Here is a 1,671-nt window from a genome sequence, read left to right on the forward strand (position 1 = left end):
TTCCTAATCTTAACAATTTTCTTCTTTTGTTAATTTTTTAATTATATAATTGTATAAAAGGAGGTTTATATGAAAAAATTTTTCGAAAGATTTTTTTAAAAGAATTTAAATAATGATAATGCATACTATAACGAACTTTCTAATCAGTTTATTGCAAACGATTTAAATCTAAATTCCAACTTCGCTAATTTATCGTTAGTTTCTAAACTAGAAAACGCATGGAAAATGGATTTCCTGGCTAATGTTAAAGAAAGAGTGATTGAAAAAGAAGGTTGGAGTAATGAAAAGTATTCCTTTATTGAAAGGGAATTAAAGCGCTTTTTCTTAATGGCAGCAATCTTTGAAAACATTCCAATGTATAGTCAAGAAGTTGATAAAATCTGGCACGAAATGATTTTATTTACGAAAAGTTATCATAACTTCTGCAATGCTTTTTGTAGTGAAATGATACACCATGAACCAAATGTTCATAAAGATAATGTAACTATAACCGATAGAGCTGATGCTAGAGCTGTTTACAATTTGTTATATAATACTTTGTTTGAAACGACATCTGTTAATACCTATGTCTTAGGAAATTTAGTTGTTAATGATAAAAATACTAAAGTTCAAGAATATTTATCTAGCAAAACAATTCAAACAAAAAGTTTCGTTTCACATTTAAACTCACAAACTAAAAATATGTTTTTAAACGAGTTTGCTAGAATTCAAAAAAATTTAGTAGAAAAAGAAATTGAAGAAGCAAGAACTAAACACCAATCACAAAAATCTTACCCAAGTTCAACTAATCGTTCATCTTCTAGCAAAAAATCAGATGATGGGTATATTAATTCAACATTTATAGCTACAAATACTTTTTTTGCATTAAATGAAAGTTCAAATGATTGTTCAAGCAAGAGTGATAGTCATCATCATAACTTGCACTCTTCATGTTCTAGTTCTAACTCTTCGTGTTCTAGTTCAAGTTACTCAAGTTCTGGTTGTTCAAGTTGATCTATTGTCGTCCACGTATATTTACAATAACTCAACCTTAAGGTTGGGTTAAACTGCTTTATTTTTAGTAATCTTTTTCTGCTCTTATTTAGGATCAATTTCCTCATTTCTCGTTTCCCCAAAAGGTAAAATAATATAACTAATTGTTAGCACTAAAATAATAATTGCTAACCAAAAATTATGGGCCGATTCTCCATTATTTACAATATTGAACTACTCGCCACTTAACACTCTTACAGGTTGTTTGAAGTGGGAGATTCTTGGGAACTAAGCATACTTGCTAGTGTTATTTCTTTGCCAGCAGAGGTTTCTCTTATTTACCAAGCTATCCCCGTAGATTCCTACGGTTCTATGATTACTTAGGCCAAAGCCAATGTTCGTAAGACTTCAGCTAGAATATTTTTACTGGCATTTAGATCTCGATCGTGATGTTGATGGCAAATAGGACAGGTCCATTCCCTGATTACAAGGGATTTCTTGCCATCTTGGTGCCCACAATCAGAACATATTTGGCTGGATGGAAACCATTTACTTACTTTCATGATTGTTTTACCATACCATGTAGCTTTGTATTCTAATTTCGTTACAAACGCAGACCATGATACATCAGAAATCGATTTGGCTAATTTGTGATTACGTAACATTCCTTTCGTATTCAGGTTTTCGATACAGATTAGA

2 protein-coding genes are annotated in these 1,671 nt (G+C 30.9%); one reads left to right on the top strand and one right to left on the bottom strand.

Annotated features, from left to right (window positions below):
* Positions 1-255 precede the first annotated feature (255 nt).
* Positions 256-993: a glycine-rich domain-containing protein gene (locus CN514_RS22790; RefSeq protein ID WP_141529495.1), complete on the top strand. Its 738-nt coding sequence runs from the start codon at positions 256-258 to the stop codon at positions 991-993.
* Between the two features lie 359 nt (positions 994-1,352).
* Here CN514_RS22790 and CN514_RS22795 read toward each other — a convergent pair.
* Positions 1,353-1,671, bottom strand: a 319-nt coding sequence (locus CN514_RS22795; protein ID WP_141529496.1) for an RNA-guided endonuclease TnpB family protein, incomplete at its 5' end; no start/stop codon positions are given.

The sequence above is a fragment of the Bacillus sp. AFS001701 genome, from assembly GCF_002559405.1.
Classification (GTDB): Bacteria; Bacillota; Bacilli; order Bacillales; family Bacillaceae_G; genus Gottfriedia.